This window comes from Prevotella amnii CRIS 21A-A, from assembly GCF_000177355.1.
In the GTDB taxonomy this organism is placed as follows: domain Bacteria; phylum Bacteroidota; class Bacteroidia; order Bacteroidales; family Bacteroidaceae; genus Prevotella; species Prevotella amnii.
The window spans coordinates 1-4,168 of sequence record NZ_ADFQ01000070.1 but is presented as its reverse complement, the minus strand read 5'-3'; the positions used below and the strand labels follow the sequence as shown (position 1 = coordinate 4,168).

Annotated in this window: 4 protein-coding genes; all 4 read left to right on the top strand. The window is 31.7% G+C overall.

Annotated features, from left to right (window positions below; translation table 11 throughout):
* Positions 1 to 219: 219 nt before the first annotated feature.
* Positions 220 to 687, top strand: coding sequence for a helix-turn-helix domain-containing protein (locus tag HMPREF9018_RS06300; RefSeq protein ID WP_008449511.1), 468 nt, complete (start codon positions 220 to 222; stop codon positions 685 to 687).
* 6 nt (positions 688 to 693) lie between these two features.
* Positions 694 to 2,670 (top strand): dipeptidyl-peptidase 3 family protein, encoded by a 1,977-nt coding sequence (locus HMPREF9018_RS06295; RefSeq protein WP_008449504.1) that lies wholly within the window; start codon positions 694 to 696, stop codon positions 2,668 to 2,670.
* A complete protein-coding gene (locus tag HMPREF9018_RS06290; RefSeq protein ID WP_008449506.1) occupies positions 2,667 to 3,284 on the top strand; it encodes a DNA alkylation repair protein in 618 nt (205 codons plus the stop codon). Before HMPREF9018_RS06295 ends, HMPREF9018_RS06290 begins: the two co-directional genes overlap by 4 nt.
* 273 nt (positions 3,285 to 3,557) lie before the next feature.
* The coding region (locus tag HMPREF9018_RS06285) for an IS30 family transposase (protein ID WP_008449509.1) at positions 3,558 to 4,168 on the top strand (611 nt) is incomplete at its 3' end.

Below are 4,168 nucleotides of genomic sequence, written 5' to 3'. Positions count from 1 at the left end.
CGAATAAAGTTCTTATATATTTAACTTTCCCAAAATATACTTTTCATTTTAATTATCTTAACTTTATCCCCTCACCTATTGCAATATTTATTATTAATATTAACTCTTTTGTATAATATATTGAAAAAAAGGTATGATAAAATTTGATTATATCAATAATAAGAGTTATTTTTGCAGAAAATAGTAATGAATACATAACGTTAATTAACCTACATTATTATGTCAAAGTACAATCTTACAGAAAAAAAAGAGAAACCTGCTGCATATCGTAGCCTTGTTAGTCCAAATTTGATGGATGATCTCAAAGAAAAGATCCTTGAAATAATTCTTATTCAAAAGCGGTATAAGGATAAAAGTTATTCCGCAAAGCAATTAGCAGAAGACTTAGGCACCAACACTCGTTATATTTCAGCTGTAGTGAATGTAAGATTTCACACAAATTATACCTCTTTTGTTAATAAGTTTAGAATAGAAGAAGCTATGACATTATTGGTTGATAAGCGTTATCAGGATTTAAATATGGAAGATATAAGCGACATGGTGGGGTTTTCTAATAGACAATCGTTTTATGCTTCTTTTTATAAATTAAATGGTATAACTCCACGCGATTATAAAATACGTCATTTAAGCCAACATCCTATCGAAGATAATAAATTTAAAAGAAACGCAAAGCTAAAAAAAATATAAGGATAAGTGGAAAATAATAAAATAAAAAGTGAGTATAATTTTAATTATATAGATGAGCAGTTTGCTGATATCCAAATACTTCGTTATAAACTAACAGGATTTGATAAATTATCTCTAAGCCAAAAGCAATATATATATTGTTTATCACAAGCTACTCTGTATGGAAGAGATATTCTTTTTGATCAATTTGGTAAATATAATTTACGTATTCGCAAAACCTTAGAAGCTATTCTTCTATATTATAAAGGTGAAAGAGATGATGACTTTTTTAACATAATAGAATATCTTAAGAAAGTGTGGTTTGCTAACGGTATTTATCACCATTATGGATCTGATAAATTTGAGCCTAACTTTTCTGAAGAATATTTTAGGAAAATCATAATCTCTCTTCCTAAAGAAGTCTTACCATGCTATAATAATGAATCTGTAAACGAGCTTTTAGAAAAAATAATACCCATAATATTTGATCCTAAAATATTACCCAAACGCATTAATAAAAAAGATGGATGCGACCTCATTAAGAGTTCTGCTTGTAATTATTACGAAGGAGTTTCTCAAAAAGAAGTTGAATTTTTTTATGCAGAAAAAAAAGCTAAAGGATCAAAAGAGCGACCTATTTCATACGGCTTAAACTCTTCTCTATGCAAAATAAATGGCAAAATAGTAGAAGACGTTTGGCATATTAATGGGAAGTATAGTAAAGCATTAGAAAAAATTGTATTCTGGTTATATGAATCTTTAAAGTTTACAGAAAACGAACAACAAAAAAAAGTAATTAATTTACTTATAAAATATTACCAAACAGGAGATTTATCTATTTTCGATAAATACTCTATAGAATGGTTAAAGGAAAAAGAAGGACAGATAGATTTTATTAATGGTTTTATAGAAGTATATAGTGATCCTCTTGGATTAAAGGCTTCGTGGGAGGGAATTGTGGAATATAAAGACTTAGAAGCAACTAAACGTGCTAATATTATATCCACAAATGCACAGTGGTTTGAAGACCATTCTCCCATTGATCCACGTTTTCGCAAAGAAACTGTTAAAGGAGTTACTGCAAATGTAGTTAATGCTGCTATGTTAGGAGGTGATGAATATCCGTCTACTGCTATTGGTATTAATCTACCAAATGCCGATTGGATACGCTCTGAATATGGATCTAAAAGTGTTACTATTGGTAATTTAACTCATGCTTATAACATTGCTTCAAAAGGAAATGGTTTTTACGAGGAATTTGTTATTGACAAAGAAACTTATGAGCTAATTAATATGTTTGGATCTAAAACAGATGACTTACATACCGATTTACACGAATGTTTAGGACATGGTAGTGGAAAATTACTACCATCTACAGATCCCAGTTCTCTTAAAAATTATGGGAATACTATTGAAGAAGCTCGAGCGGATCTTTTTGGTTTGTATTATATCGCTGATAAAAAATTATTAGAATTAGGACTTCTTGATAATAAGGATGCTTATAAAGCACATTATTATAGCTACTTAATGAATGGTCTTCTTACTCAACAAGTAAGAATAAAGCCTGGTAAAAAGATAGAAGAAGCACATATGCAAAATAGAGCTTTAATAGCATGGTGGGCTATGGACTTAGGTAAAGAAGAAGAGGTTATAGAATTTATCTCAAAGAACTCAAAGACTTATATTAGAATAAATAATTACACAACACTTAGATCTATCTTTGCAAAACAATTAGCAGAGATACAAAGAATAAAAAGTGAAGGTGATTTTAATGCTGCTCGTACTTTAGTAGAAAAATATGCTATCAACCTCAATAAGAAACAACATGAAGAAGTTTTAAAGAGATATGAACAGCTTAATATTGCACCATATAAAGGTTTTATTAATCCTGTTTTAAGACCTATTCTAAATGAAAACAACAACGTCGTAGATATTATAGCAGATTATTCTGAAACTTATTCAGAACAAATGCTACGCTATTCTAAAGAATACTCAACATTATGAATGTAGATATACAAAATAAAATAAAACAAATAAAACAATCTTTTCGCTTCAGAATGAATGGTGTAACATCACAATCGATGCGAGAAAAAGGAATTTTATATAAATTAAACTGGGGTATTCCTCTACCTGAACTTAAAGAAATAGCTAAAGAATATGGTAAAGACTATGATCTAGCTATAGAACTTTGGAAAGAAGATATACGCGAATGTATGATCTTGGCAACACTTATTATGCCTCACGAATGTATGGAAGAGGATATAATAGAAGTATGGATGGAACGTGTACATACACAAGAATTAGCAGAGATATTAGCTTTTAATTTATTACAGTACACAAATAAAGCCTTACATCTTGCCTTTCGTTGGATAGCTTCTGGAAAACAAATGTATGAAATTTGTGGATATAATTTACTTTCAGGATTATTCAATAGATGTATAAAAATCGAAAACCGAGAGATAAATGAATATCTTGACCAGGTAAACTCTTCTTTACAAGATAACAATATTATAATAAAGCATGCTGCTTACAACAGCTTAATGAAATTCTGCAATATAAATAATGATTTTGAAGCAATGGCAAAAAGGACAGTTGGCATTCTAAGTGCCAAGCCCTAAAAAATTACTTCGCTCATTTATTTTTATTAAATCGGACTTTTTATATATTTATAATTTTAATAATCATATCAAATAAATAAGTCAAACACAATTAAGCATTTTGCAAGTTCCAAAACGAAGTGCAATAAAAGAGTAGCCCTCGCCGAGAGATGCAGACGTTCTCGAAGCGTAGCGAGAGATTGTCTGCATCTCTCGGCGAGAAAAAAACAACCAGCAATACAAATAAAAAAAAAGGGAGACCTCTGTCTCTCCAAGATTAATTAACTTTGTATTGTGAAATATCATCAATTAACCTCGGAGCAAAGGTCGCAAATTTTCGCCTTACTCCAAAAGAAAACAGGGAGAAAAGAGATTGCCGCAATCGTCGGCATCAGTCAGTCAAAACTTTCACGTAAAATCAAACGCAACAGCACGCCATCGGGAAAGTATATTTGGACAAAGGCGCACGATATGGCTATGCAGAGCAGAAAGAGAACGGTAAAGAACACCAGGCTCTCCGACGAATTAGTCTGGAGGATTAAGGAATATATCACCAATGATCAGTGGTCTCCACGGCAAATATCAGGTTATCTGCGCAAGAATGATGGGATAAAGGTGTCCCACCAATCCATTTATAATATCATTCATAATGATACAATAGGGGAACTTGCCAAACACACAAGGCATAAGATGAAATACAGGCATCGTCCCAAGGACAGACGTCTTCCAATTAAAGACAGGTTGAGTATCCATGAAAGAAGTAAGGAAGTTGACGGGAAGAGATTCGGAGATTTTGAGATGGACTTGATCGTATACCCTGACCAGCATGCCATACTCACACTGGTGGAGAAATCCACCAATATGCTGCTTATGCAGAAATTGCCATTTGGAAAGCAGTCAAAGCC

Excerpts from the sequence above, each read along its gene's own strand:
- HMPREF9018_RS06290 (WP_008449506.1), top strand. The coding sequence starts at position 2,667 with ATGAATGTAGATATACAAAATAAAATAAAACAAATAAAACAATCTTTT.
- HMPREF9018_RS06300 (WP_008449511.1), top strand. The coding sequence starts at position 220 with ATGTCAAAGTACAATCTTACAGAAAAAAAAGAGAAACCTGCTGCATAT.